This is a genomic window from Clavibacter quasicaliforniensis (assembly GCF_051201715.1).
Lineage (GTDB): Bacteria > Actinomycetota > Actinomycetes > Actinomycetales > Microbacteriaceae > Clavibacter > Clavibacter seminis.
This window is the reverse complement of the sequence record NZ_CP139624.1, coordinates 3,242,704-3,267,398: the sequence shown is the minus strand read 5'-3', so window position 1 is coordinate 3,267,398 and position 24,695 is coordinate 3,242,704. Positions and strand designations below refer to the sequence as shown.

Annotated in this window: 24 protein-coding genes and 1 pseudogene; 15 read left to right on the top strand and 10 right to left on the bottom strand. The window is 70.6% G+C overall.

Features of this window, described 5'->3' with window-relative positions; genetic code table 11:
* Positions 1 to 478 precede the first annotated feature (478 nt).
* The 8 genes from rpmH to NL142_RS15670 all read left to right on the top strand — a co-directional run bounded on the left by rpmH (position 479) and on the right by NL142_RS15670 (position 5,992).
* Positions 479 to 616: a 50S ribosomal protein L34 gene (gene rpmH, locus NL142_RS15705; RefSeq protein WP_012039665.1), complete on the top strand. Its 138-nt coding sequence runs from the start codon at positions 479 to 481 to the stop codon at positions 614 to 616.
* Between the two features lie 3 nt (positions 617 to 619).
* Positions 620 to 961 (top strand): ribonuclease P protein component, encoded by a 342-nt coding sequence (gene rnpA, locus NL142_RS15700; RefSeq protein WP_435080439.1) that lies wholly within the window; start codon positions 620 to 622, stop codon positions 959 to 961.
* Positions 958 to 1,269: a membrane protein insertion efficiency factor YidD gene (gene yidD, locus NL142_RS15695; protein WP_194684013.1), complete on the top strand. Its 312-nt coding sequence runs from the start codon at positions 958 to 960 to the stop codon at positions 1,267 to 1,269. Before rnpA ends, yidD begins: the two co-directional genes overlap by 4 nt.
* 10 nt (positions 1,270 to 1,279) lie before the next feature.
* Complete coding sequence (gene yidC, locus NL142_RS15690; protein WP_194684015.1) at positions 1,280 to 2,242, top strand: membrane protein insertase YidC; 963 nt, start codon at positions 1,280 to 1,282, stop codon at positions 2,240 to 2,242.
* The gene (locus NL142_RS15685) at positions 2,239 to 2,796 is read left to right on the top strand and encodes a Jag family protein (RefSeq protein ID WP_435080438.1); all 558 of its coding nucleotides are present in this window, start codon (positions 2,239 to 2,241) and stop codon (positions 2,794 to 2,796) included. The genes yidC and NL142_RS15685 overlap by 4 nt, the downstream gene beginning before the upstream one ends.
* Positions 2,797 to 3,335: 539 nt before the next feature.
* A complete protein-coding gene (gene rsmG / locus NL142_RS15680; protein WP_435080437.1) occupies positions 3,336 to 3,971 on the top strand; it encodes a 16S rRNA (guanine(527)-N(7))-methyltransferase RsmG in 636 nt (211 codons plus the stop codon).
* Positions 3,972 to 4,121: 150 nt separating this feature from the next.
* On the top strand, positions 4,122 to 5,003 hold the full coding sequence (locus NL142_RS15675) for a ParA family protein (RefSeq protein ID WP_435080436.1): 882 nt from the start codon (positions 4,122 to 4,124) through the stop codon (positions 5,001 to 5,003).
* On the top strand, positions 5,003 to 5,992 hold the full coding sequence (locus NL142_RS15670) for a ParB/RepB/Spo0J family partition protein (protein WP_435080435.1): 990 nt from the start codon (positions 5,003 to 5,005) through the stop codon (positions 5,990 to 5,992). The genes NL142_RS15675 and NL142_RS15670 overlap by 1 nt, the downstream gene beginning before the upstream one ends.
* 56 nt (positions 5,993 to 6,048) lie before the next feature.
* On the opposite strand, the gene NL142_RS15665 is transcribed toward NL142_RS15670, so the two are convergent.
* From NL142_RS15665 to NL142_RS15640, 6 genes are all read right to left on the bottom strand, one after another.
* Positions 6,049 to 7,014: a D-alanine--D-alanine ligase family protein gene (locus NL142_RS15665; RefSeq protein WP_435080434.1), complete on the bottom strand. Its 966-nt coding sequence runs from the start codon at positions 7,012 to 7,014 to the stop codon at positions 6,049 to 6,051.
* A 43-nt stretch (positions 7,015 to 7,057) separates the two neighbouring features.
* Positions 7,058 to 8,380 (bottom strand): aminotransferase-like domain-containing protein, encoded by a 1,323-nt coding sequence (locus NL142_RS15660; RefSeq protein WP_435080433.1) that lies wholly within the window; start codon positions 8,378 to 8,380, stop codon positions 7,058 to 7,060.
* 169 nt (positions 8,381 to 8,549) lie between these two features.
* Positions 8,550 to 8,873 carry a thioredoxin gene (gene trxA, locus NL142_RS15655; RefSeq protein WP_012039655.1) on the bottom strand — a complete coding sequence of 108 codons (324 nt, stop codon included), beginning with the start codon at positions 8,871 to 8,873 and terminating at the stop codon, positions 8,550 to 8,552.
* Positions 8,874 to 8,940: 67 nt separating this feature from the next.
* Positions 8,941 to 9,978, bottom strand: coding sequence for a thioredoxin-disulfide reductase (trxB, locus tag NL142_RS15650; protein ID WP_194684026.1), 1,038 nt, complete (start codon positions 9,976 to 9,978; stop codon positions 8,941 to 8,943).
* A gap of 156 nt (positions 9,979 to 10,134) precedes the next feature.
* Positions 10,135 to 11,763, bottom strand: a complete 1,629-nt coding sequence (gene murJ / locus NL142_RS15645; protein ID WP_435080432.1) for a murein biosynthesis integral membrane protein MurJ — start codon at positions 11,761 to 11,763, stop codon at positions 10,135 to 10,137.
* 36 nt (positions 11,764 to 11,799) lie between these two features.
* A complete protein-coding gene (locus NL142_RS15640) occupies positions 11,800 to 14,097 on the bottom strand; it encodes a DUF6049 family protein (protein ID WP_435080431.1) in 2,298 nt (765 codons plus the stop codon).
* Between the two features lie 93 nt (positions 14,098 to 14,190).
* On the opposite strand from NL142_RS15640, the gene NL142_RS15635 reads away from it, so the two are divergent.
* From NL142_RS15635 to dnaB, 6 genes and pseudogenes are all read left to right on the top strand, one after another.
* A complete protein-coding gene (locus tag NL142_RS15635) occupies positions 14,191 to 15,621 on the top strand; it encodes a CCA tRNA nucleotidyltransferase (RefSeq protein WP_435080430.1) in 1,431 nt (476 codons plus the stop codon).
* A 184-nt stretch (positions 15,622 to 15,805) separates the two neighbouring features.
* Positions 15,806 to 16,150 (top strand): annotated as a pseudogene (rpsF, locus tag NL142_RS15630) (30S ribosomal protein S6); the annotation flags it as partial.
* Between the two features lie 102 nt (positions 16,151 to 16,252).
* Entirely contained in the window at positions 16,253 to 16,807 is a 555-nt protein-coding gene (locus tag NL142_RS15625; RefSeq protein WP_435080429.1) for a single-stranded DNA-binding protein, read from the top strand.
* 36 nt (positions 16,808 to 16,843) lie between these two features.
* Positions 16,844 to 17,107, top strand: coding sequence for a 30S ribosomal protein S18 (rpsR, locus tag NL142_RS15620; RefSeq protein ID WP_012039648.1), 264 nt, complete (start codon positions 16,844 to 16,846; stop codon positions 17,105 to 17,107).
* Between the two features lie 11 nt (positions 17,108 to 17,118).
* Entirely contained in the window at positions 17,119 to 17,571 is a 453-nt protein-coding gene (gene rplI, locus NL142_RS15615; RefSeq protein WP_012039647.1) for a 50S ribosomal protein L9, read from the top strand.
* A 455-nt stretch (positions 17,572 to 18,026) separates the two neighbouring features.
* On the top strand, positions 18,027 to 19,406 hold the full coding sequence (dnaB, locus tag NL142_RS15610; protein ID WP_012039646.1) for a replicative DNA helicase: 1,380 nt from the start codon (positions 18,027 to 18,029) through the stop codon (positions 19,404 to 19,406).
* Between the two features lie 135 nt (positions 19,407 to 19,541).
* On the opposite strand, the gene NL142_RS15605 is transcribed toward dnaB, so the two are convergent.
* The 3 genes from NL142_RS15605 to NL142_RS15595 all read right to left on the bottom strand — a co-directional run bounded on the left by NL142_RS15605 (position 19,542) and on the right by NL142_RS15595 (position 22,103).
* Complete coding sequence (locus tag NL142_RS15605; RefSeq protein WP_435080428.1) at positions 19,542 to 19,868, bottom strand: CHY zinc finger protein; 327 nt, start codon at positions 19,866 to 19,868, stop codon at positions 19,542 to 19,544.
* 163 nt (positions 19,869 to 20,031) lie between these two features.
* The gene (locus NL142_RS15600) at positions 20,032 to 21,657 is read right to left on the bottom strand and encodes a peptide chain release factor 3 (protein WP_086506173.1); all 1,626 of its coding nucleotides are present in this window, start codon (positions 21,655 to 21,657) and stop codon (positions 20,032 to 20,034) included.
* Between the two features lie 56 nt (positions 21,658 to 21,713).
* Positions 21,714 to 22,103: a MerR family transcriptional regulator gene (locus tag NL142_RS15595; protein WP_435080427.1), complete on the bottom strand. Its 390-nt coding sequence runs from the start codon at positions 22,101 to 22,103 to the stop codon at positions 21,714 to 21,716.
* Between the two features lie 189 nt (positions 22,104 to 22,292).
* Here NL142_RS15595 and NL142_RS15590 point away from each other — a divergent pair, with 189 nt between their 5' ends.
* Positions 22,293 to 23,528 carry a glycosyltransferase gene (locus tag NL142_RS15590; RefSeq protein ID WP_435080426.1) on the top strand — a complete coding sequence of 412 codons (1,236 nt, stop codon included), beginning with the start codon at positions 22,293 to 22,295 and terminating at the stop codon, positions 23,526 to 23,528.
* A 16-nt stretch (positions 23,529 to 23,544) separates the two neighbouring features.
* Here the strand turns inward: NL142_RS15590 and NL142_RS15585 are convergent, their stop codons facing one another.
* Complete coding sequence (locus NL142_RS15585; protein WP_435080425.1) at positions 23,545 to 24,660, bottom strand: glycerate kinase; 1,116 nt, start codon at positions 24,658 to 24,660, stop codon at positions 23,545 to 23,547.
* Between the last annotated feature and the right edge of the window lie 35 nt (positions 24,661 to 24,695).

The following is a 24,695-nucleotide window of genomic DNA, read 5'->3' as shown; positions in this document are numbered from 1 at the left end:
GTTTCCCCATCTGCCGTCACCAGGCTCGGTCCCGCGGCTGGTGCCGGGGCCGCCACGCGGTGCGCGGACTGCTGTCGACGCTGGAAGGGCGTCGCGGTCGTGCGTGCGGCGTCCGTCCCCGGAGGCTCCGAGGGTGCGGACCATCCGGGTACCGCGACCGCGGACAGCATAGTTACTCACAGGGTTATCCACCCTGTGTGCGAACGGGCCGTCAGCACCGCGCGGGCGATCCCCGACGCGTCGCGGCCACGCCACACGGTAGCCACTGTCGGAGATCAGGACAAATCGACCCTATCGACGGCGGCATGTCGATACCGGCCGATGGCCGATCTGTGTGGATAATCACGATCCGGCTCCCGGGTTTGACCGCAGCCCGCCCGGCCCGTAGATTTAGGCAGTTGACCCAGCCCCTCGAGGCTGCCCCATCTTCCCAGCCGCACTCGTCGGCCCCGTGGACCAACCTGAGTGGAGACTCACCGTGAGCAAGCGCACCTTCCAGCCGAACAACCGCAAGAAGGCCAAGAAGCACGGCTTCCGCCTCCGCATGCGCACCCGTGCCGGCCGTGCCATCCTCGCCGCCCGTCGTGGCAAGGGACGCACCGAGCTCTCCGCGTAGCACGTGCTCGCTCGGCGGAATCGCGTGACGAGCGGTGCGGACTACCGCACCATCGTCAGGCGAGGACGCCGCACGACCACGGGGACCGCGGTCGTTTCCGCGCTGGCCGGTTCCGATGGCTCGCCCACCCGCTTCGGGTTCATCGTCTCGAAGAAGGTCGGCAACGCCGTGACCCGCAACCTCGTCCGCAGGCGCCTCAAGGCCGTGTCGGCCGGCATGCTCCCCGAGGTCCCCATGGGCACCTCCATCGTGATCCGCGTACTGCCAGGCATGGAGCAGACACCGTGGGATACCCTGCAGGAGGAGATCGCGTCAGCCGTGACGCGGGTCGTGAGGACGATATGAAGAGGGTACTGACCTCCGTCGTCCTAGCGCCCCGGAACGCGGCCATCGCCGTGATCGGCCTCTATCGGCGCGTCGTATCCCCTCTGTATGGGGACGTGTGCAGGTACTACCCGTCGTGCTCGGCCTACGGCCTCGAGGCCGTGCAGGAGCACGGACTCGTCCACGGCGGCCTCCTCGCCGCGTGGCGCGTGTGCCGGTGCCACCCCTGGGCGGAGGGCGGCATCGACGACGTCCCCGCTCGTCGGGTCCAGCATTACCGGCGCACGAGGCTCGGATTCGTCGTCGCACCCAGCCACGGAAAGGGCTAACGACCACCTCATGGACTTCCTCGGAACGATCCTGTGGCCGATCAAGTGGGTCATCGAACTCATCCTGGTCGGCTTCCACACGCTGTGGACCACCCTCGGGCTGGATCCCGACAACGGCGCCACCTGGGTGCTGTCGATCGTGGGCCTCGTGCTCGTGGTCCGTGCTGCGCTCATCCCGATCTTCGTCCGGCAGATCAAGAACCAGCGCCGCATGATGGAGGTCGCGCCGCAGCTGAAGAAGATCCAGGACAAGTACAAGGGCAAGCGCGACCAGTTCTCGCGCGAGGCCATGTCCCGCGAGACCATGGCCCTGTACAAGGACACCGGCACCAACCCGCTGAGCAGCTGCCTCCCCCTGCTCCTGCAGATGCCGATCTTCTTCTCGCTCTACTCGGTGCTCCACCGTGCCGCGGTGGAGGAGCTCCCTGGCATCGGTCTCCTGAACGAGCAGCTCTCCCGTTCGTTCGGTGAGTCGTCGTTCCTCGGCGCTCCCCTCCAGTCGGCCATCTCCACGGCCAACGGCAACGTCACCGTCATCGTCATCGCGACCACCATGGTCATCCTCATGAGCGCTTCGCAGTTCATCACGCAGCTGCAGATCATGGCGAAGAACATGTCCGAGGAGACGAAGGCCAGCCCGATGTTCAAGCAGCAGCGCATCCTGCTGTACATCCTCCCGCTGGTGTTCGCCGTGTCTGGCATCGCCTTCCCCCTCGGCGTGATGTTCTACTGGCTGGTCTCGAACTTCTGGACGATGGGGCAGCAGTTCCTCGTCATCCGCAACATGCCGACTCCGGGTAGCGAGGCGGCGCGTGCCCGTGAGGCCCGACTGGCGCGCAAGGGCAAGCTGGTCACCCCTGAGGCGGCGTCGGATTCGTCGACCATCGTCGTCGAAGAGCGCAAGCCGGCGCAGCGTCAGCAGCCGGTCAGCAAGAACCGCGCCAAGAAGCAGGCGGGATCGAAGAGCCGATGACCGACGTGGAGAGCGAGGCAGTGCTTGTGCCCGATGCAGGTGGCGTCGACGGTGTGACGGAGCCATCCGAGCCCGAGCAGGTCGCGGTCGCTGGCGGCGGTGATGCCGTCGACGAGGGCGACATAGCGGCTGATTACATCGAGGAGCTCCTCGACATCTGCGACCTGGACGGCGACATCGACATCGATCAGCGCGGTGGGCGTGCATACGTCGCCGTCGACGCGGCGGACTCCCAGGACCTGCGCCTGCTGTCGAATCCGGAGACCGTGACGGCGCTCCAGGAGCTGACCCGACTCGCGGTCCAGAACAAGACGGGCGTGTTCAGCCGTTTGATCCTCGATGTCGGCGGCTCTCGGGACGCGCGTCAGGTCGAGCTCGCCCAGCTCGTCGACCGTGCCATCGAGCGCATCTCTGCCGGATCGGCGACCGCGTCCCTGCCGCCCATGTCGTCATACGAGCGGAAGCTCGTGCACGACATCGTGGCCGAGCGGGGGTACACGTCGGAGTCCGAGGGTGAGGGGCGCGACCGTCATACGGTGATCACGAAGGCGTGAGTACCGCGGCGTGAATGGAGAGGCCTGGTCCGGCGGATCGGGCCTCTTCCTTGTCCCACGCTAGACACGGAACTGTGTCTATTTAGCACGTGTGTGTTATAACCGGGCCATCGGGATGCACTTGGATTTGACAATCTGGTCGTCGTGAGACGAGGGTGCAGGGCTGGTCAGCTCGGATGCTCGACGCTTCGGTGCAAGGCGCGCAGACGTGAAGGTGGTCCATCGACTTGCCCCGTGCATGTCGATGAGTGTTTCACGTGAAACATAGGCCGGCTTTGGGTAGGAGGGATCCCGCGGAGTGCGCGCACACCCGCGGAGCGTGAGACCACCGCCTGCAGAGCCGGCCGGTTTCACGTGAAACATGAGGGGGGAATCAGCGTGCCGGACGGCAGACTGAGGGCCGATCCGGTCCTCGCGCAACATCCGTGAACGCTAAACTCGCAGGACACGCCTCAACAGTCGTCGCGACCGCTCGATGCTGACACGGGCCGCGGACATGTTCTAGTTGACACAGCCACCGAACACAGGATGGATAGGCGATGCCTGAGCAGATCATCATCGAGTCGGAGCCGACAGTGGCGGCATCGATGTTCGGAGACCGCCTGGACGTGGCACGCGAATTCGTCTCTCAGCTCGGTCAGCGCGGAGAGGAGCTCGGGCTCATCGGACCCCTCGAGCCCCCGCGACTCTGGTCTCGGCACATCATCAACTCAGTGCTGGTCGCGCCGCTTCTACGCCCTGGACTTGTCGGCGACATCGGAACCGGAGCAGGGCTGCCTGGACTGGTGCTCGCTATCGCGCGACCGGACGTCGAGTTCGTGCTCATCGAGCCCATGGAGCGCCGCATCGCCTGGCTGGAAGAGCAGGTGGCGCATCTAGCCCTGGACAACGTCTCTGTTCGACGCGCTCGTGCGGAGGAGGTGGCTCAGGAGTTCAGTCTCGACCAGGTGACAGCGCGGGCCGTCAGTGCGTTCTCGAAGCTGATCCCGCTTACCGTGCCACTCGTGAAGACCGGAGGAGAGCTCGTCCTGATGAAGGGATCAAACGCGGAGCGCGAGGTCGAGGCTGCCAGCAAGGCCATTCGCAAATACCACCTGGAGGATGTCGAGGTGCTCACGCTCGGTTCGGGGCAGGTCGACGAGGTCACGCGAGTGATCCGGGCGCGAGTCGCATGAGTGACGATGCCCGTCAATCCAAGATAGAAGAGCTGATCAAAATCGGATTACAGAGCAGAAGCCGCGACGAGGGCTGGATGTTCCACGTGAAACATGCCGATACGCACCGTGCACCCATCGCCCACCTCGACCACCGATCGGGAGCAATCCGTGGATGAAGACCTGAGTCCCATCGCACGCGAGCTCTCCGAGACGAGCCGACGACGGAAGGCCCTCGCGGGTCTCGTTCTGCCACGCCCGAAACGCACTCGGGTCTTCACGATCGCCAACCAGAAGGGCGGGGTGGGGAAGACCACGTCCACCGTGAACCTCGCCGCTGCGCTCGCGAAGGCCGGCTCGCGCACACTGGTCATCGACCTGGATCCGCAGGGAAACGCATCCACAGCGCTCGGCGCAGACCGTTCCAGCGACCTCATGAGCGTGTACGACGTGCTCGTCAATGATGTCGCCATAGAGAAGGTCGTGCAGACCAGCCCTGAATTCGGCACTCTCTTCTGCGTGCCCGCGACGATCCATCTCGCAGGAGCTGAGATCGAGCTCGTGAACCTTCCTCACCGTGAACGTCGGCTTCGAAAGGCGCTCGATGCCTTCTTGGCGTCGGACAGCGGGCGCGACTTCGACTACGTACTGATCGACTGCCCGCCGTCACTCGGGCTGCTCACGATCAACGCGTTCAGCGCCGCCAGGGAGGTGCTGATCCCCATCCAGTGCGAGTACTACGCGCTCGAGGGCCTCAGTCAGCTGCTCTCGAACATCGAGCTGATCGCGCAGCATCTCAACCCCGAGCTGGCGATGTCCACCATCCTGCTGACCATGTACGACGGACGTACGAACCTCGCCCAGCAGGTCGCGGCCGAAGTGCGTGAGCACTTCCCTCAGCAGACCCTCACGACCCTCATCCCACGGTCGGTCCGCATCAGCGAGGCGCCCAGCTATGGCCAGAGCGTCATCAGCTACGACCCCAATTCACCTGGCGCTCTCTCCTACTTGGAGGCAGCAGCCGAGATCGCACACCGAGGAGCCCGGAGATAATGGCAACCAAGAGAACCGGCCTGGGTCGAGGCATCGGCGCGCTCATCCCCACGTCCGATGAGCGCAGCAGGCCTGTCGACGTCTTCTTCCCGGACAGCATCGGTGCGGGTGCGCCGAGCGGGGTGCAGGGGGAGTCGCAGGCCAAGGGCGAGCCGGAGCTCGTGGCTGTTCCCGGGGCGCGCTTGGCTAACCTCGATCCCGCGGACATCACCCCGAACGCGCAGCAGCCGCGCACTGACTTCCGCCAGGACGAGCTCCAGGAGCTCATGGTGTCGATCCGGGAGTACGGGGTGCTCCAGCCGATCGTCGTGCGCCCGCTCGGTGCCGACGCGGATGGCCGCGCCCGGTACGAGCTCGTGATGGGGGAGCGTCGTCTTCGGGCCACCAAGGAGCTCGGGCTGGACACCATCCCGGCCGTCATCAAGGACACCGCCGACGAGTCCATGCTGCGGGACGCCCTGCTGGAGAACCTGCACCGGTCGGAGCTGAATCCCCTCGAGGAGGCCAGCGCCTATCAGCAGCTGCTGGCCGACTTCGCCATCACCCAGGACGAGCTCGCGCAGCGCCTCGGACGGTCGCGGCCGCAGATCACCAACACGATCCGCCTGCTCCGTCTACCCGAGGACGTGCAGCATCGGGTAGCGGCCGGCGTCCTGTCTGCGGGGCATGCGCGCGCGATCCTGTCGTCCGGGGACGAGGACGCCATGCGCCACCTCGCCGAGAAGATCGTCAACGAGGATCTCTCCGTGAGGGCGGCTGAGGCTGCTGCGCAACGGGGACAGCGGACCAGCAAGCCGCGCAAGTCCGCCAGCTCGGCGCGCAACGCGCATCTGGGCGACACGGCCCAGCGCATCGGGGACCACCTCAACACGAGCGTGCGCGTGACCATGTCGGCCCAGAAGGGCCAGATCATCATCGACTTCGCGACGGTGGGGGATCTGACGCGCATCGCCCAGGAGATGGGCGTCCCAGACGCCGACGCCAGCTGACGCGAAGCGAAGGGACGCGACCTGGGAGGGTCGCCTCCGTTCACGCGCTAGAGGCGTCAGGGGCCGGAGGAGGCTCCACGCGCAGCCTCGGCGAGGCGGCGGTAGAGATCGCCCACCTCGACCCCGGCAGCCGCGAGTCCTTGCGGGAGCAACGACGTCTCGGTGAGACCGGGGATGACGTTGACCTCGATGAACCAGGGCTCGCCCGCGGCGTCGATGATGATGTCCACTCGCGACATCTGTCCGATGCCGAGAGCACGGTGGATCCCGATGGCGGCCGCGGAGGCTGCCGCGTTCGCCTCGGGGGAGATGCGCGCGGGCGTGAAGAAGCGCGTCAGACCCGCGTTGTAGCGCGCCTCGTAGCCGTATACGCCGGATGTGGGCACGATCTCGGTCGCAGGGAGCGCCTCGGGGCCGTCGCCGGTGTCGAGGACGCCGATCGCGACCTCGGTACCCTCGACGAGCTGCTCGATGAGGGCGACGTCGCCGTATGTGTAGGCGTCCACCATCGCCCGCGGCAGGGATCCCGGATCGGTCACGATCGTGACCCCCTGTGCCGACCCGCCGCGGGCCGGCTTGACGGCGTACGGAGCGGGCACGGCCTCGGTGACGAGGCGCAGGACGGCAGCCGCGCCGAGCTCACGGAACGTGTCCTTGGGGAGGGTCACGGATCGCGGCGTGCGGATGCCCGCGGACTCGGCGATCGCCTTCGCGGTCGGCTTGTCCCATGCGAGACGTCCGGATCGTGCCGAGGAGCCCACGTAGGGGACGCCCGCGAGCTCGAGCAGGCCGAGGAGCGCGCCGTCCTCACCGCTGGCCCCGTGGAGGACCGGCCACACGACGGCGGGAGGCGTGTCCCGGAGGAAGTCCAGGAGGGTGGCGTCGGGATCGCGGAGCGACGCCTGGACACCGGCCGCGCGCAGGGCATCGGCCACGCGGCGACCGCTGCGGAGCGACACGTCGCGCTCGTGGGAGATCCCGCCCGCGAGGACGAGGACGGAGAGGGGCTCGTGTGCGGTCATGATGCTCGATCCGGTTGCGGTCGGTGTTCGTGGACGCGGGTTATCAGTCGAGGTCCGGCGGCGGCGTGACGACGGACGTCGTGGGGCGTGACGCCAGCGCACCCGTGCCGGAGAACGTGGTGAGCAGATCCAGCTCGTCGTCAATGACCCCCGCCATGCGGCGGATGCCCTCGCGGATGCGCTCGGGCGTCGGGTAGCAGAACGACAGGCGGATGGCGTCGCGTCCACGGCCGTCGGCGTAGAACGCCGTGCCGGGCGTGTAGGCGACGAGGGCCGTGACTGCTCGGGGGAGCATCTGCTTGGAGTCGAGCTGCTCAGGGAGCTTCAGCCAGACGTAGAAGCCGCCGTTCGGGACCGTCCAGGTCAGGCTCGGCAGGTGCTCCTGGAGGGCGGACAGCGTGGCGTCGCGTCGCTCCCGGTACACGCCGCGGAAGGTGTCGATCTGGCCCTTCCAGTCGGAGGCGTGGAGGTACTCCGAGATGATCAGCTGGCTGAAGGAGCTGGGGGAGAGGACCGCCGACTCCTGGGCGAGGATGAGCTTCTCGCGGATGGCATGCGGGGCGAGCGCCCAGCCGACGCGGAAGCCGGGGGCCAGGGTCTTGGAGAAGGAGCCGAGGTAGATGACGCCCTCGTCGTCGAGGCTGCGCATGGCGTCCGGGGCGGGCCGGTCGAACCAGAGCAGTCCGTAGGGATTGTCCTCGAGCACGAGGATGTCGTTCGAGCGGCAGATCTCGAGGATCTCCGGTCGCCGCGCGGCGGACATGGTGACGCCGGCCGGGTTGTGGAAGTTGGGGACCGTGTAGAGGAACTTGATGGTGCGGCCTTCGCCGCGGATCCTGGCGATGGCCTCGCGCAGCGCCTCGGGGACGAGACCGTCGTCGTCCATGACCACGTGCTCGACGACGGCCTGGTAGCTGCGGAAGACGCCGATGGCACCGACGTAGCTGGGTGCCTCGGCGAGGATCACGTCGCCGGGGTCGATGAAGAGCTTCGTGACGAGGTCGAGCGCCTGCTGCGAGCCCGTGGTGGTGACGATGTCGTCGACGCTGCCGCGGATGCCCTCGAGGGCCATGATCTCCAGGATGTCCTCGCGGAGCTCCGGCGTGCCCTGGCCGCCGCCGTACTGCAGCGCCACGGGGCCGCGCTCGCGCATGACCTTCTCCATCGCCGAGACGATGAGCTCCTGCGGGAGGGCCGAGACGAACGGCATCCCACCGGCGAGCGACACGACCTCGGGGCGGGAGGCCACGGCGAAGAGGGCGCGGACCTCGGACGCGCTGAGGCCGGAGGTCCTCTCCGCGTAGTGGGGGAACCAGGGGTCGAGGTTGGTGCCCGCGGATTCGCGGGGGCTGCCTGCAGGTGTCACGTCACGTCTCTCACTGTCCGATTGCCGTCCAGCCTAACGGGCGTCGGCCCGCGATCCTCCGGTGCAGCGCCCTGGCCGGCGACGGTGTGGGCGGGACGAAGGAGGGCCCGGCACCTCGCGGTGCCGGGCCCTCCGGTCGTACTCGCCGCCTGTACGGCGCGAGAGACGCCTACTTCAGGAAGTCGGCGAACTCCTGCTCGAGGGCCGGCTTCGGCTTGGCGCCGATGACGGTCTTGACGACCTCGCCCTTCTGGAAGACCTTCATGGCCGGGATCGACGTGATCTTGTACTTCATCGCGATCTCGGGGTTGTCGTCCACGTCGATCTTGACGAGCTCGATGCCGGGGTTCTCGGCCGCGATCTGGTCGAGGACGGGGGAGACGGCCTTGCACGGGCCGCACCAGGGCGCCCAGAAGTCGACGATGACGGTCTTCTCGGCGTCGAGGACGTCGGCCTGGAAGCTGGCGTCGGTGACGTCGCGGGAGTGGGACATGGGTTCTCCTTCGTGTGGTTCGCGTGGATCCGAGCGGATGCCGGATCGGGTCGTGATGGGGGTGCGGCTACTGGTGGTCGGCGCCGACGAGCTCGCCGTCGGGATCCACCGCGCTGCCGGCTGCCGGAGCGCCGTGGCCCGCGGGGCCGTCCGGTCCGTCGGATGCGGCGTCGAGCAGGGTGTCCGGCAGCGACGCGAGGAAGTGCTCCGCGTCGAGCGCCGCGACCGTGCCGGACGCGGCGGCCGTGACGGCCTGGCGGTACGTCGGGTCGATCACGTCGCCGGCCGCGAACACGCCCGGCAGGTTCGTGCGCGAGGAGCGGCCCTCGACGGCGATGGTGCCCTCGGTGGTGAGCTCGAGCTGCTGGTGGAAGAGGTGCGTGCGTGGGTCGTTGCCGATGGCGATGAAGAGGCCGTCGAGGGCGAGCGGGCGCTGCTCGCCGGTGACGGTGTCCTCGAGCACCACGCCGTCGACCTTCTCGCCGCCCGTGATGTCGACCACCTGCGCGTTCCAGACGAACTCGATCTTGGGGTTCTCGAACGCGCGGTCCTGCATGATCTTCGAGGCGCGCAGGGTGTCCTTGCGGTGGATCACGTAGACCTTCTCCGCGAAGCGCGTGAGGAAGGTGGCCTCCTCCATCGCGCTGTCGCCGCCGCCGACGACCGCGATGGTCTTCTGGCGGAAGAAGAAGCCGTCGCACGTCGCGCACCAGGAGACGCCGTGGCCGCTGAAGCGGTCCTCCGCGGGGAGGCCCAGCTTGCGGTACGCGGATCCGGTGGCGGCGATGACCGCGAGGGCCTCGTGCACGTCGCCGTTGCCGAGGGTGACGCGCTTGACGTCGCCCTGCAGCTCGACCGACGTGACGTCGTCGAGGACGACCTCGGTGCCGAAGCGCTCGGCCTGCGCCTGCATCGCCATCATGAGGTCGGGGCCCTGGATGCCGTCGGTGAAGCCGGGGTAGTTCTCGACCTCGGTGGTGTTCATGAGCTCGCCGCCGGCCTCGACCGAGCTGGCGATGAGGAGGGGCGTGAGGTTGGCGCGCGCGGCGTAGATGGCGGCCGTGTACCCGGCCGGACCCGAACCGATGATGATGATCTGACGCACGACGGCTTCTCCTCCACTGCTCGGCGGGGCGCCTCGCCGGCGCCCGCTCACCTCTGCAACAGACCCACGGTAGCGGCTATTCCTGCGGCTCCACCGGGCGGGGGCGCGTGCGCGGACAGGCCTCGGGGCCCGTCGAGCCGGTGGCGGCGTGCGGGGTCAGCGGCGGCGGATGCGGCGCATGACGGGGCCCGCGAGCTGCTGCAGCTCGGAGGAGCGCATGGCGGCCAGCGCGGCGACGTACACGGCCGTCATGACGGCGGCCAGGGGGATCCCGACGAGGAGCGACTGGCCCTTCGACGCGACGCCCACTCCCTCGAACGCGCCGCCCGAGACGAGGGCGAGGAGCGCGATGCCGACGAGCGCGGTCGGCACTGCGGCGACGACGAAGCGGACCACGCTGCGGAGGATCCGACGCCCGTCGACGCGGCCGATCCGGCGGCGGAGGAGCACCGCGGTCAGGACGGCCTGGACGGTGACCGTGACGGTCTGGAGCAGGGCGAGCCCGACGCCGATCAGCTCGACGGGCTGCTGCGAGATGACCAGCGCTCCGGCGATGAACAGCACGACCTGCGCGCACTGGATGAGGAACGGCGTGCGCGTGTCCGACAGGGCGTAGAAGGCGCGCTGCAGCACGAAGAGGGTGCTGAACGCCGGCAGGCCGAGGATGAAGGCGATGAGCACGATGCCGTAGCCGCGGACCTCGCCGATGTCGCCCGACACCATCACGCGCGCCACGGGTCCTGCCAGCACGGCGATGAGCGCGGTGGAGAGCACCGTCATGAGCGCGACGAGCCGCACGGCCGAGGAGAGGTCCGCGCGCATGCTGTCGTGGTCGCCCTCGCCCGCGTGCGTGCTCATCCGGGTGAAGTACGCGGTGGCGATCGAGACCGCGAAGATCGAGTGCGGCAGCATGAAGAACAGCCACGCGTTGAGCAGGATCGTGCTCGAGGGGCTGTCCGAGGTGGCCGCGATGTTCGCCACGTTCGACTGCGCGATGCCGGCGAGCTGCGTCACGACGAGCATGCCGAACGTCCAGCCGGCGAGGCGGCCGGCTGTGCCGAGGCCCACTCCCCGCCACGCGAAGTCAAACCGGAAGCGCAGGCCCACGCGGCGCCAGAACACGAAGAGGATGAGCGCCTGGGCGACGACGCCGAGGGTCGCGGATCCGGCGAGCACGACGATCTTGTCGAGGCTCCAGTCGTCGACCGGGCGGCTGCCGGAGCCGAACATGGCCTGGAAGACGAGGAGGCCGGCGATGGCGACCACGTTGTTGAGGACGGGCGCCCACGTGAACGGCCCGAAGGATCCCCGGGCGTTCAGCACCTCGCCGAGCACGGCGTAGAGCCCGTAGAAGAGGATCTGCGGCAGGCACCAGTACGCGAACGCGACGACGAGCGCGAAGACGTCCGGCGGCAGGGTGGCGGCGTAGAGGCGGGAGACGACGGGAGCGCCGACGGTCGCGAGGATCGTGACGCCGCCGAGCACGACGATCGCGATCGTCACGAGCTTGTTGATGTAGCCGGCGCCGCCGTCGGCGTGCTTGGCGGCGCGCACGACCTGCGGCACGAGGACGGCGTTGAGGACGCCGCCCGCGATGATCACGTAGATGTTGTTGGGGAGCTGGTTCGCGTTGGAGAACGCGTTGGAGCTGCCGAGGGTCGCGCCGATGGTCTGCAGCAGCACGATCGCCTTGACGAAGCCGAGGATGCGCGAGACGAACGTGCCCGAGGCCAGCAGGGCGGACGCGCGGCCGATGCCGCCGCGGGGAGCGGGTGACGCGGTCATGCCGCGTCCCATTCGGAGGCGGGCGGCACGATCCGGTCAGTCATCGATCTCCTCGGGCAGGCCGGCGAGCTGCCGGGCGCGGGCGCGGCGGCGCTTGCGGATGCTGCGGAACAGGCCGAAGCCGAACAGGAGCGCGACGGCGGCGACGAACAGCGTCGTGACGACGGCCTCGAACCCGGCCCGGATGAACAGCTCGACGGGCGCGCTCTCGCCGATCTGGACGGAACCGTCTTGGGTGGTCAGCCGCGCGGTGACCACGACGTCGCCGTTGGAGATGGAGGTGATGGGCGGGCGGGCCGATGCGCTGCCGTGGGCGGGGACCGTGACGACCGCGGAGTCGTCGACGCGGATCCGGCCGCTGCCGGCGATGATCGACAGCCGCACCGTGACGGGCTGGTCGAGCTCGTTGCTCACGTTGATGAGGAGGCTCGTCGTGTCGCTGATGACGGTGTTCTGGCGGGTGGTGATGGCGACGGAGCCCAGCAGCGCGTCGGCCTGCGCCGTGTAACCGTCCTGGACGGTCACCAGCCCATCCGTGTCGTCGCGCCAGCGGTTCGCGAGCGTGGCGAGGAGCAGCATCCGCTGCTGCCCGGTGATGAGCTCGGGGCGCTCGACCGCCTTGGCGAACGCGTCGACCTGCGCCTCGAGCGACATCGCGTCGGCGACGCGCTGGACCCGCGTGGCGTCCTCCGGGTGATCCACGACCTGCAGAGGCACGGGCGCGGTGGCGAAGGCGGCGCCCAGCTGCGCGGTGTCGCTGAAGGGGAGCCCCTGGATCGCGTCGAGCAGCTGACCCAGCCGCCCCCCGGATGCCGCCCAGCCGCGCTCGAGGCCGGCGACGACCACGTGCCCGTCAGCCGCGCGCGCGTCGGCCGCGAGGGTCGCCGAGAGCTGGGCCAGCGCGATCCCGAAGGCCTCGTCGGTCTCGGCGGAGAGGGCACGGTCGACGAGGGCGGAGACGCGGTCGTCGGTCACGAGCACGGTCGTGTCGCCGATCGTCCCGGTCGCGGCGACGGACGCGGAACCCGTGGACTGCACGTCGCCGCTCCCGAGGATCGCCGTGGTGGTGCCGCTGGCGGCGAGCACCCCGAGATCGCCCGAGGTCACGGTGCCCGCGGCCGGCCAGGAGACGCTGGAGATCGTGTAGTCCCAGGCCGTCAGGTCGGCGAGGCTCGGCGCGGGGGCCAGCGCAGGCGCCGATGGCGTGGGGCTCGGCTCGGGACTGGAGGAGGGGGCGGGCGTCTCGGCGGGGGCGGCGGTCGCGGCTCCGGCCATGGCGGATCCATCGCGCGTGCCGCTCGCGGCGGGGGACTCCGTCGCCGTGGGGGTCTCGCTGGGCGTCGAGCTCGGGGACGGCGCGGGGGTCGAGCCCGGCGCCGCGAACCGGCTCGCGCGCACGGCGTAGGAGGCGTCCGTGGGCGCGAGGAGGGTCGCGGCCCCCGCCTGCGCCTGCACGGCGACGTCGGCGTCCGCCCAGGCCAGCGCGAAGGTCTCGTTCGGGATCTCGCGGAGGCGCTGCAGCCACTCGACGGCGGATGCGGGGGCGTCGGCGCCGAGGATGCGGATGGACGCGATGATCCGCGGGTCGATGCCCACCGCGACGGGGCGGCCGTAGACCGCGTCGAGCTGACGCGTGAGCGTGCCGCCCGCCGCCGTGTAGGTCGCGAGGGCCTCGGCGTCGATGAAGTCCGACGCGCTCGCCGGGACGGTGAGCGGCATGACGGCCGCGACGGGCGTGGGCGCCGGATCCGCGCCGGGGCTCCAGACGACCGCACCGCGGCCCGTCGCGACGTCCGCGCCGCCGGCGTCGAGCTCCGCCGTGAGCCCGCGCGGCCCGAACCCGCCCCGGCTGCCCTGCAGGGCCACGGTCGCCGACGGGACCGTGATGGCCACGTCGACGGTGCCGCCCGCGGGCACCTCCGGGGTGTCGGCGCGGCCGATCCGCGGGCCGGTGCGCGAGTTCTGGTCGGTGGACGCCGTGTCGAGCCAGCCGTCGATCTTCGTCCGGGTGTCGAGGACGGTGCGGTTGAGGTCGAGGTCGATGCGCCCGGCCGGTACCGCGGCCTCCGTCGCGTTGACGACGGACACGGTGACGGCGAGGTCCTGGCCGGGGGTCAGGATCCCCTCGGCCGCGGGCGTGACGGTGAGCGTCACGCCGTCGGTGGCCGCGTGCGCCGGGGTCGACGGACCCGCGACCGTCCCGGCGGCGAGCGTCCCGGCGGCGACCGCGACGCACACGAGGGTGGAGATCGTGCGTCGAGCGGATCGCCGCATCAGCCGGAGGGCTCTGTCCGTGCGGGTGGGGCCGGCGTCGTGTCGAGGCGCGGCGTGCATCTGCCGATTCTAAATGGCTGGCCCCGCGCGGCCCGTGTGCGCTCGCCGTGGACGCCGGAAGCCCGTCGTCGTCCCGCCGTAGACTGTCCGACCATGCACAGCGTCGCACAGGCCCTCGAGCGTCTCCGCGAGCTGGCCGCATCACCCCCGGTCGCCGTGCTCGCGCGCGCCTTCCATGAGGCGGGCCACGAGCTAGCGCTCGTCGGCGGCCCCGTGCGCGACGCCTTCCTCGGCCGCGCGGCGACCGACCTCGACCTCACCACCGACGCGCGCCCCGACCGCATCCTCGAGATCGTGAAGCCCGTCGCCGACGCCCACTGGGACATCGGCCGCGCGTTCGGCACGATCGGCGCGCGCGTGAAGGGTGAGCAGGTCGAGATCACGACCTACCGCACCGACCAGTACGACGGCGTCTCCCGCAAGCCCGAGGTCGAGTTCGGCTCGTCGCTGGATGAGGATCTCGTGCGCCGCGACTTCACGGTGAACGCGCTCGCCGTGCGCCTGCCGCAGGTGGTGCTGGTGGATCCGTCCGGCGGCATCGACGACCTCCTCGCCCAGGTGCTCCGCACGCCCGTGGCCCCCGAGGTCTCGTTCGGCGACGACCCGCTCCGCATGATGCGCGCCGTCCGCTTCGCCTCGCAGCTCGGCTTCCGCCTCGACGACGCCGCGCTCGATGCCATCCGCGACATGGCCCCGAGGATCCTCGACATCTCCGTCGAGCGCGTGAGCGACGAGCTCTCCAAGCTGCTGCGCACCCCCGAGCCGCGCGCGGGCCTCGACCTGCTCGTCGAGGGCGGGCTGGCCGACCACGTGCTCCCCGAGCTCCCCGCGATGAAGCTCGAGGCCGACGAGCACCACCGTCACAAGGACGTCTACCAGCACTCCCTCCAAGTGCTCGACCAGGCCATCGACCACGAGCGCTCCCGCCACCCGGGCGACGCGCCGGATCTCGTCCTCCGCCTCGCCGCGCTGCTCCACGACATCGGCAAGCCGTCCACGCGCCGGCTCGAGCCCGGCGGCGTCGTCACCTTCCACCACCACGACGTCGTCGGATCGAAGATGGCCAAGCGCCGGCTCCGCGCGCTCCGCTTCGACAACGACACGATCGCGTCGGTCGCGCGCCTCATCGAGCTGCACCTCCGCTTCTTCGGCTACACGGAGGGCGGCTGGACCGACTCGGCCGTCCGCCGCTACGTGCGCGACGCCGGCCCTGAGCTCGAGCGCCTGCACATGCTCACGCGCGCGGACGTCACCACGCAGAACCGTCGCAAGGCCGACCGCCTCGGCTTCGCGTACGACGACCTCGAGGCCCGCATCGCCGAGCTCGCCGAGCAGGAGGAGATGGCGGCCGTCCGTCCGGACCTCGACGGCGAGGCGATCATGCGGATCCTCGACGTGCCGCCGGGGCCGGTCGTGGGCCGGGCCTACCGCTTCCTGCTCGAGCTGCGGCTCGACGAGGGCCCGCTCCCCGAGGAGGAGGCCGAGCGCCGCCTCGTCGCGTGGTGGGCGGCCGAGCAGGGCTGATCCGCTCGGCCACGACCCGCGGCCTGGTGCGACTCCTCCCCATCCGGTAGTCTTGCGAGGTTGTCCGCTCGGCAACGGGATTCCCCTGCCCCGCGCGGACAGATGCACATACCCTCCTGTCGCAGATCGTCTGCGACCGTTCAAGTCCGAAGGAGGTGGGTTAGTGACGCATCAGTACGAACTCATGGTGATCCTGGATCCCGAGATCGATGAGCGCACCGTCGCTCCCAGTCTCGACAAGTTCCTCAACGTCATCCGCACCAGCGGTGGCACCGTCGACAACGTCGACGTCTGGGGCCGTCGTCGACTGGCGTACGAGATCAACAAGAAGAACGAGGGCATCTACGCCGTCGTCCAGCTCACCGCCACGAGCGAGGCCACGCAGGAGCTCGACCGCCAGCTGGGTCTGTCCGAGGCCGTCATGCGCACCAAGGTGCTGCGTGCCGAGGAGGCCATGGCCATGGTCGCGTCCGCTCGCAAGCTCGCCGACGAGAAGGCCGCCCGCAAGGCAGCCGCCACGTCCAAGGCCGCAGACGCCGCGCCCCAGGCGCCCGCCACGGACGCCGCTCCGGCGACGCCCGGCAAGCCGGCAGCCCAGGCTGCTTCCAGCGAGAAGACCGGGGAGTAGTCGATGGCCGGCGAAACCATCATCACGGTCGTGGGCAACCTCACCAGTGATCCGGAGCTGCGATACACGCAGAACGGGCTGGCGGTAGCCAACTTCACCATCGCCTCCACGCCGAGGTCCTTCGACCGCGCGAGCAACGACTGGAAGGACGGCGACGCCCTCTTCCTCCGTGCGAGCGTGTGGCGCGAGTTCGCCGAGCACGTGGCGTCCTCGCTCACCAAGGGCTCGCGTGTCGTCGCGACCGGCCGCCTCAAGCAGCGGTCGTACGAGACGAAGGAGGGCGAGAAGCGCACCTCCATCGAGCTCGAGGTCGACGAGATCGGCCCCTCGCTCCGCTACGCGACCGCTCAGGTCACGCGCGCGGCCGGCGGCGGCGGCAACGGCGGCGGGGGCAACTCCGGCGGCAGTGGCCGTGGCCAGTTCGGCGGCGGACAGCCCCAGCAGCAGCAGGTGGCCGAGGAGCCGTGGGGCACCCCCGCGAGCTCGGGCGGCAACTCCGGCGGCGGCGACGGCGGCTGGTCCAACCCCGGCAACTTCAACGACGAGACGCCCTTCTAGGGCTCGTCGCACTACGTACGAAAGACAGGAAGAATCATGGCTGGAAAGAGCAGCGGCGACCGCCGCAAGCCTCTCCGCGGAGCCAAGGGCGGCAAGAACGCCGCCCCGGCGAAGTCCATCCGCGTCGGCGTCATCGACTACAAGGATGTCGCCACCCTCCGCAAGTTCATCTCCGAGCGGGGAAAGATCCGCGCTCGTCGCATCACCGGTGTCTCGGTGCAGGAGCAGCGCCTCATCGCGCGCGCAGTCAAGAACGCGCGTGAGATGGCACTTCTCCCTTACGCCGGCTCTGGCCGTTAAGGGGTAATGGAATGTCGAAAGTGATCCTCACGACCGAGGTCTCCGGCCTCGGTTCCCCCGGAGACGTCGTCGAGGTCAAGAACGGGTTCTCCCGCAACTACCTCGTGCCCCAGGGCTTCGCGGTCATCTGGAGCCGCGGCGGCGAGAAGCAGATCGAGCAGATCAAGGCAGCGCGTGCCGCTCGCGAGCACGCGACCATCGAGGAGGCGCAGGACCTCAAGAGCCGCCTCGAGGCCAAGATCGTCAAGCTCACCGTCAAGGCCGGCCAGGGCGGGCGCCTCTTCGGCTCCGTCAAGACGTCCGACATCGCCAAGGCGGTCGAGGAGTCCGGCATCGGCCAGGTCGACAAGCGCAAGATCGAGATCCCCAACGCCATCAAGGCCACGGGGAACCACGAGGCCACGATCCGGCTCCGTGACGACATCGTCGCCACGATCAGCCTGCAGGTCGTCGCCGCGAAGTAACGCAGCACGAGATCGATGGCGGTGGGCTCATGGAGCCCACCGCCATCTGCGGTTAACCAGCCGGTCAGAGGCCTCTGGATCCCCAGCCCCATCCACAGGCCAGGCCGTAGCAGACGAACTCTCAAGCCCTGGTGCAGACTAGTTTTCCCACACCGGTGGGGGAGAACTCCAGGCCTGGTCAGCAATGGATTCAGACCGGAAAAAAGTCAGTAGTGCACAGGCTTGTCCCCAGGTAGTCCACACGATCCTCGGCGTTTCGCCCACATTGTCCACAGCCTCGTCCACAGGGGCATTTGGTCCTGGCGGGACCGGATCCATATCGTGGGGCAGCGCCCGTCGAACGGGTCGCGGAGGACCCGACAGCGGTCCGGCCGACGTCGTCTGAGCGGTGTCGGAGGTCCGAGCTAGAACGGTCGTGCGGGCGCATCCGCCCAACCGACCGAGGGGAGCCGCACGTGTCCATCGCCCATCTGGGTCTCGCCGGCGAACGGGACGAGCGCGACAAGCGCGCCGGCCACGAGCGCACGCCGCCGCACGACCTCCTCGCCGAGCAGAGCGCCATCGGCGGCATGCTCCTCAGCAAGGACGCGGTCGCCGACGCGGTCGAGCAGGTGCGGGCGATCGACTTCTACATCCCCAAGCACGAGATCATCTTCGACGCCATCCTGTCGCTGTACTCGCACGGTGAGCCCACGGACGTCATCGCGGTCACCGACGAGCTCACCAAGCTCGGCGAGCTGAGCCGCGCGGGTGGCGCCGACTACCTCCACACCCTCACGAGCGTCGTCCCCACGGCAGCCAACGCCGGCTTCTACGCGTCCATCGTCGCCGAGAAGGCGGTGCTGCGGCGCCTGGTCGAGGCCGGCACCCGCATCGTGCAGATGGGCTACGCCAGCGAGGGCGAGGTCGTCGACCTCGTGAACAACGCTCAGGCGGAGATCTACGGCGTCACGGGCGGTGTCGAGGCGGAGGACTACGTGCCGCTCACGGACGCGGTCACGGTCGCCATCGACGAGATCGAGGCGGCCAAGGGCAAGGACGGCCAGATGACCGGCGTGCCCACGGGCTTCGCCGACCTCGACGCGCTCACCAACGGCCTGCACCCGGGCCAGCTCATCATCGTCGCCGCGCGCCCCGCGCTAGGCAAGTCGACGTTGGCGCTCGACTTCGCACGCGCCGCGAGCATCAAGTACGACATGCCGTCGATCTTCTTCAGCCTCGAGATGGGGCGCAGCGAGATCGCGATGCGCCTGCTGTCCGCCGAGGCGTCCGTGCCGCTCCAGAGCATGCGCAAGGGCACGGTGGACGCCAGGGACTGGACGACGATCGCGCAGACCCGCGGCCGCATCAACGACGCGCCCCTCTACATCGACGACAGCCCGAACATGACGCTCGTCGAGATCCGCGCGAAGTGCCGTCGGCTCAAGCAGAAGGTCGGGCTGAAGCTCGTCGTCATCGACTACCTGCAGCTCATGACGAGCGGCAAGAAAGTGGAGTCGCGCCAGCAGGAGGTCTCGGAGTTCTCGCGTGCGCTCAAGCTCATGGCGAAGGAACTGCAGGTTCCCGTCATCGCGCTCTCGCAGCTGAACCGCGGGCCGGAGCAGCGCGCCGACAAGATGCCGGCCATCTCCGACCTCCGCGAGTCCGGTTCGCTCGAGCAGGACGCCGACATGGTCATCCTGCTGCACCGCGAGAGCGCCTACGAGAAGGACAACCCGCGCGCGGGCGAGGCCGACTTCATCGTCGCCAAGCACCGCAACGGGCCGACGGGCACCATCACGGTCGGCTTCCACGGGCACTTCTCGCGCTTCGCGGACATGCCGGCGGGCGGATAGTCCGAGGGCCACCACGTCGGGCGCAGACGCCCGCGGAGGTGCCGCTCGTCCGGCGACCCGGCGGCGCATCCGGCGCCCCTGGCGAGCGGCCGAGCGGACCGGCGGATCGAGGCGCGGCTCCGGCGCGTGTCCCGGTCAGGGCGCGAAGTAGAGGTGGGCGTGAGCAGCACAGCCGGGGTTGAACGCGGCGCCGCAGCTCGGGCAGGCTTCCGCCGCGATGTACTCGGGCACGCTCATGGTGGCGCGGCACACGCCGCACAGGGCGGCCGGCAGGTGGTGGGCCGAGCGGGGGATCACTTCCAGCGGGTGGTCGGCGACGGCCGCATGGCAGAGGTGGCACGGGTACCACGCGTCGCAGCACGGGGCGCGGAGGGCGACCACGTCGAGCGCGGATCCGTAGTGGATGCAGCGGGTCTGGGCGTCGATCGCCGGGCCGCGGACGACGACGGCATCGACGTCCACGGTCGTGTCCTGTGGGATGGTATCGGACTCCATCGCCGGTCCGCCGACGGGAGCAGCCTCGACGGAGGTGCGGTGACCGGCCAAGGGGGTCATGGCCGCAGGCCCCGGATCGAGAGGCGCGGACGCGTGACCGGGTGAGGGGGTCACGCGCGCTTCCCCGTCATCAGGCGTCCGGCAGGGCCGTCGCGGCGTCGACGAGGGTGAGCTCGGGGCTGTCGCGCTGGATCGCCTTCAGGCGCCACGGGGTGGTGATCAACGCGATGTGCGTGCCGTCGGAGCGCACGAGCACCTCGACGCCGATGGTCTTCGCGAGGGCGGGAGCGGAGGCCGCGTCGGTGATCCGGGCCACCTGGTACTCGAGCGGCTCCATGCGCAGCGGCGCGCGGAACTCGTTTGTCATGCGCTCGACGACGACCTCGAACTGCATGGGACCGACCGCGCCGAGGACCGGGGCCTGGTCGCCGCGGAGGTCGGAGCGCATCACCTGGATGACGCCCTCGTGGTCCAGCTGCTCGATGCCCTTGCGGAACTGCTTGTGCGTGCTCGTGTCCTTGGAGCGGACCACGCGGAAGAGCTCGGGCGCGAACTGCGGGAGGCGCGGGAAGGTGACGGGAGCGCCGTCGAACAGCGTGTCGCCCACGCGGATGTTGGACGCGTTGACGAGGCCGACGACGTCGCCCGGGTAGGCGTCGTCGACGGTGGAGCGCTCGCGGCCGAAGAGCTGCTGCGCGTACTTGGTGACGAAGGGGCGGCCGGTCTGGGCGTGCGTGACGGTCATGCCGCGGTGGAAGACGCCCGAGCAGATCCGCATGAAGGCGAGGCGGTCGCGGTGCGCGGTGTTCATCCCGGACTGCACCTTGAAGACGAAGCCGGAGAAGTCCTCCTCGACGGGACGCGTGCGGTCCTGCTCGTCGGGGCGCGGTTGCGCGGCGGGCGCGATGGCGTCCAGCGCGTCGAGGATGTGGGTCACGCCGAAGTTGAGGACCGCGGCCGCGAAGAGGACGGGCGTGGTGCGGCGGGCGAGGAATGACTCCTCGTCGTGGTCCTGGCCCTCCTCGTGCAGGAGCTCGCTCTCCTCGACCGCGTTCGTCCACGCGGATCCGGCCGCGGCCAGAGCCTCGTCGGGCGACATGCGCGTCTCGGGGGCGATGCTCGCGCCGCCGGCCGTGCGGGTGAAGTGCACGCACTCGCCGCTTGAGCGGTCGACGACGCCGAAGAACGCGCCGGACTCGCCGACGGGCCACGTGAGCGGCGTGGGGAGGAGGCCCGTACGCTCCTTGATCTCGTCCATCAGGTCGAGCGGCTCGCGGCCCGGGCGGTCCCACTTGTTGATGACGGTGATGATCGGGATGCGGCGCTGGCGGCACACCTCGAACAGCTTCATGGTCTGGGTCTCGAGGCCGCGGGAGGCGTCGACGAGCATGATCGCGGCGTCCACCGCGGAGAGGACGCGGTAGGTGTCCTCGGAGAAGTCGGCGTGGCCGGGGGTGTCGACGACGTTCATGACGGTGTCGCGGTGGGTGAACTGGATCGCGGCGGAGCTCACCGAGATGCCGCGCTCCTTCTCCATGTCCATCCAGTCGGAGACCGTGGACTTCCGGCCCTGCTTGCCGTGCACCGCGCCTGCGGATCCGATGGCGTGCGCGTGCAGCAGCAGCGCCTCGGTGAGCGTGGACTTGCCCGCGTCGGGGTGGGAGATGACGGCGAAGGTGCGACGGCGGGACGCCTCGCGCAGCACGGGGGAGGCGGAGGCCGAGGCGGGCGCGCGGGGAGGGGTGATGGTCGACACCTCCCCATGGTACGAGGCGGTGTCGGGCGGGGGATCCGCGCGGTCGGGTCGCCGGGTCAGCGGGCGCGGAGGCGGTCGAGGAACTCGTCGGCCATGGCGAGGTGCTCGGACAGGCGGCGGCGGCGCTCCTCCGCGTCCGCGACGAAGGCGGCGAGGTCCGCGCGCAAGGAGGCGATGTCGTCATCCGGCCCGGCGGCGTCGAGGGCGTCCGTGACCTCGAGCAGGCGCACCATCTCCTCGAGCGAGAAGCCGAGCGGCTTCATCCGGCGGATGAGGAGGAGGCGTTCCAGGTCGTCGGCCGTGTAGAGGCGGAAGCCACCGTCCGAGCGGCCGGACGGGCGCAGGAGGCCGGTCTCGTCGTAGTGGCGGAGCGTGCGATGGGACATGCCGGTGCGCTCGGCGAGCTCGCCGATCTGCATGGTCGCGGGGCCGGCAGGTCGCGTCATGCGGGCCTCCAGACGGGTCCTCCCCGGGCGAGGGAGGGTGGACGGGTTGCGGACGGGCGACCGCATCCGTCCATTGTCCCCGATCGGGGCGCGCGGCACCTCCGGGGTTCGCAGGGCGTCGCGGTCGGGACAGGGCGTGCGCGCGGAGCCGCGTCGGCGTCGCCCGGCGCCGCTCGTAGGATCGGGCGCATGAGGATCGCGTTCGTCTCGCTGCACACGTCGCCGATCCAGACACCCAGCACCGGCGATGCCGGCGGGCTCAACGTCTACCTCCTGGAGCTCGCGCGGAGCCTCGGACGGCAGGGGCACGAGGTGCAGCTGATCACGCGCGCCACGGATCCGGCCGACCCGGCCGTGCTCCCCGTCGCGCCGGGCGTCGAGCTGCGGGCGCTCCGGGCGGGGCCGGTCGGGCCGCTCGCGAAGGAGGAGCTGCCCGGGATCACGGACGCCTTCGCTGACGCGCTCGCCGCGCTGCCGCCGGCGGACGTCGTGCACGCGCACTACTGGCTGTCGGCCGTGGCGGCGCTGCCGGTCGCGCGCGCATGGGGCGTGCCGCACGTGCTGACGCTGCACTCGGTCTCCGCGGGCAAGAACCGCCGGCTCGTCGCGGGGGACACCCCGGAGCCGGCCTCGCGGCTCGCGGACGAGGGGCGGCTCGTGCGCGAGTCGGACCTCGTGGTCGCGTCCGCGGAGTCGGAGAAGCGGCTGCTCGTGGAGGCCTACGACGCGGATCCCGCCGCGGTGCACGTCGTGGCGCCTGGCGTGGAGGAGGCGTTCCTGCGGGAGCCGTCGGGCCGCGACGGCGGGGGGCGGGTGCGGATCGTGCTGCTCGGGCGGATCCAGCCGCTCAAGGGGCAGGACGTCGCGCTGCGGGCCCTCGCCCTGCTGGATCCCGGGACCCGGCCCATGCTCGTGATCGCCGGCGGGGTCTCGCCCGGCCGGGACGCGTACGCGGCGAGCCTGCACGCGCTCGTGCGGTCGCTCGGCCTCGAGGACGACGTCGTCTTCGCGGGCGCGCTCGACCGGGCGGCGACCGCCCGCGTCCTCGCCGGCGCGCACCTCGCGCTCATGCCGTCGGCCGCGGAGACCTACGGGCTCGTGGCGCTCGAGGCCGCCGCGTGCGGCACGCCCGTCGTCGCGTCCCGCACGGAGGGGCTGGTCGACTCGGTGCGGGACGGCGTGAGCGGCGTGTTCGTGCCGACGCGGGATCCCGCCGACTGGGCCCGGGCGATCCGCGACCTGCTCGCCGACCGGCCCGCCCTCGCGCGGCTCTCGGCGTCGGCCCGGGCGCACGCGGCCGAGCGCACATGGGACGTCGCGGCGGCGGCCGTGGCGGAGGAGTACCGGGCGCTGCGGGAGCGGGGCGCGGCGGGTGGCACGGGTCGCGCGTCCGGCGCGGATCCGGCGGCGGGCGCCCGGGACTGAGTCGGCCCGCTCGACCTCAGTCGCGCCATTCCCATCCGCGTGCCAGCTCCTCCGCGGCGCGCTCGAGCCAGGTGACGGCATCCGCGCGTGCGGCGTCGGCGGATCCGGCGACGTCGGTGAGGGAGCGCGCGGCGGCGAACCCGTCGGTGGGGGCGGCGATGGCGCCGGCCACGAGGATCGCCGCGGTCCCGTGCGCCCGCGCCAGGTCGAGCACGTGCGAGGCGACCTTGCCCGTCCGCGACTGCGCGTCGAAGCGGCCCTCGCCCGTGATCACGACGTCGGCGTCCGCGACGAGGTCGGCCAGGCCGATCGCGTCGGCCACGCCGGCGGATCCGGATCCCACGACCGCGCCCCACGCGACGAGGCCCGCCGCGGTGCCGCCCGCCGCGCCCGCGCCCGGGGTGGACGGATCCACGTGGAGCAGGCCGGCGAGGTGGGCGAGGCCCGCATCGAGCGCGCTCACGTCCGCGGGCGTCGCGCCCTTCTGCGGACCGTAGACGGCGGCGGCGCCCGTGGGCCCGGTGAGGGGAGCGGTGACGTCGCCGAGGATCAGCGCTCCGCCCGCCGGCAGCGTCCGGAGCCCGGAGAGGTCGAGCGTCGCGATGTCCGCGAGCCCGCCGCCGCCGTCGCCAGCCGGCGATCCGTCCGCGCGGACGGCCCGCGCCCCGAGCTCGCGGAGCGCGCCGACGCCGCCGTCCGTGGACGAGCTGCCGCCGAGCGCGAGCAGCAGGCGCGGCACGCCGGCGTCGAGCGCCGCCCGGATCGCGCGGCCGAATCCTCGGGTGTGGGCGGTGAGCGGGCGGAGCGGATCCAGCAGCGTGATCCCGCTGGTCGACGCGACCTCGACCACGCCCGTGCCGTCCGGCAGCAGGAGCCAGTGCGCGTCGGCGGGTCGGTCGTCGGGTCCCGGGACGCGGACGGGCATGCGGCGCGCTCCCGGGATGGCGGCCGCGAGCACGTCGAGGGTGCCCTGCCCGCCGTCGGCCATGGGCGCGATCACCACGTCGTCGCCGGGTCGTGCGCGGAGCCAGCCGCGGCGGAGGGCCTCGGCGGCCTCGACGGCGGTGGCGGATCCGGTGAGCGAGTCGGGGGACATGACGACGCGCAGCGCGCGGGGAGCGACGGTGCTCATGGCGCCAGTCTGCCGGACGGGATCGGAGCCACGCG

Bases quoted from the DNA above. Each gene is read 5' to 3' on its own strand.
- yidD (WP_194684013.1), top strand. From the start codon at position 958: ATGAAGAGGGTACTGACCTCCGTCGTCCTAGCGCCCCGGAACGCGGCC.
- yidC (WP_194684015.1), top strand. From the start codon at position 1,280: ATGGACTTCCTCGGAACGATCCTGTGGCCGATCAAGTGGGTCATCGAA.
- NL142_RS15685 (WP_435080438.1), top strand. From the start codon at position 2,239: ATGACCGACGTGGAGAGCGAGGCAGTGCTTGTGCCCGATGCAGGTGGC.
- rsmG (WP_435080437.1), top strand. From the start codon at position 3,336: ATGCCTGAGCAGATCATCATCGAGTCGGAGCCGACAGTGGCGGCATCG.
- NL142_RS15670 (WP_435080435.1), top strand. From the start codon at position 5,003: ATGGCAACCAAGAGAACCGGCCTGGGTCGAGGCATCGGCGCGCTCATC.
- NL142_RS15665 (WP_435080434.1), bottom strand. From the start codon at position 7,014: ATGACCGCACACGAGCCCCTCTCCGTCCTCGTCCTCGCGGGCGGGATC.
- trxA (WP_012039655.1), bottom strand. From the start codon at position 8,873: ATGTCCCACTCCCGCGACGTCACCGACGCCAGCTTCCAGGCCGACGTC.
- murJ (WP_435080432.1), bottom strand. From the start codon at position 11,763: ATGACCGCGTCACCCGCTCCCCGCGGCGGCATCGGCCGCGCGTCCGCC.
- NL142_RS15640 (WP_435080431.1), bottom strand. From the start codon at position 14,097: ATGCACGCCGCGCCTCGACACGACGCCGGCCCCACCCGCACGGACAGA.
- NL142_RS15635 (WP_435080430.1), top strand. From the start codon at position 14,191: ATGCACAGCGTCGCACAGGCCCTCGAGCGTCTCCGCGAGCTGGCCGCA.
- NL142_RS15625 (WP_435080429.1), top strand. From the start codon at position 16,253: ATGGCCGGCGAAACCATCATCACGGTCGTGGGCAACCTCACCAGTGAT.
- rpsR (WP_012039648.1), top strand. From the start codon at position 16,844: ATGGCTGGAAAGAGCAGCGGCGACCGCCGCAAGCCTCTCCGCGGAGCC.
- rplI (WP_012039647.1), top strand. From the start codon at position 17,119: ATGTCGAAAGTGATCCTCACGACCGAGGTCTCCGGCCTCGGTTCCCCC.
- NL142_RS15595 (WP_435080427.1), bottom strand. From the start codon at position 22,103: ATGACGCGACCTGCCGGCCCCGCGACCATGCAGATCGGCGAGCTCGCC.
- NL142_RS15590 (WP_435080426.1), top strand. From the start codon at position 22,293: ATGAGGATCGCGTTCGTCTCGCTGCACACGTCGCCGATCCAGACACCC.
- NL142_RS15585 (WP_435080425.1), bottom strand. From the start codon at position 24,660: ATGAGCACCGTCGCTCCCCGCGCGCTGCGCGTCGTCATGTCCCCCGAC.